The 296-nt window shown below is 79.7% G+C and carries 1 protein-coding gene; it reads left to right on the top strand.

Annotated features, from left to right (window positions below):
• On the top strand, positions 1-296 hold a 296-nt coding region (locus BI06_RS51530; RefSeq protein ID WP_043474735.1), incomplete at both ends, for a DUF4350 domain-containing protein.

The following is a 296-nucleotide window of genomic DNA, read 5'->3' as shown; positions in this document are numbered from 1 at the left end:
CCGGCCGTCCGGCCCACCGGCGCCGACACCCTCGTCCTGCCCGAGCCCGACCTGCTCACCCCCGAGCAACTGGCCGCCGTCGCCGCCGCCAAGCACGGCCGGGTGGTCCTGGTCGCCCCCGGCCCCGCCGCCCTCAGCGCCCTCGTCCCCGGCGTCCGCACCTCCGACGAGAACGGCGGCGCCCCCTACGCCGGTGTGCGCACCACCGACCCCGGCTGCTCCCTCCCGGAAGCCGTCCGGGCCGGCAGCGCCCACCTCGGCGGCCTGCTCTACACCGCCGGCAGCCGTGGCGAAGG

The organism is Kitasatospora sp. MBT66 (assembly GCF_000710405.2).
GTDB lineage: Bacteria > Actinomycetota > Actinomycetes > Streptomycetales > Streptomycetaceae > Kitasatospora > Kitasatospora purpeofusca.
The sequence above is the reverse complement of the archived record's forward strand: the minus strand, read 5'-3'. Positions and strand labels throughout refer to the sequence as shown.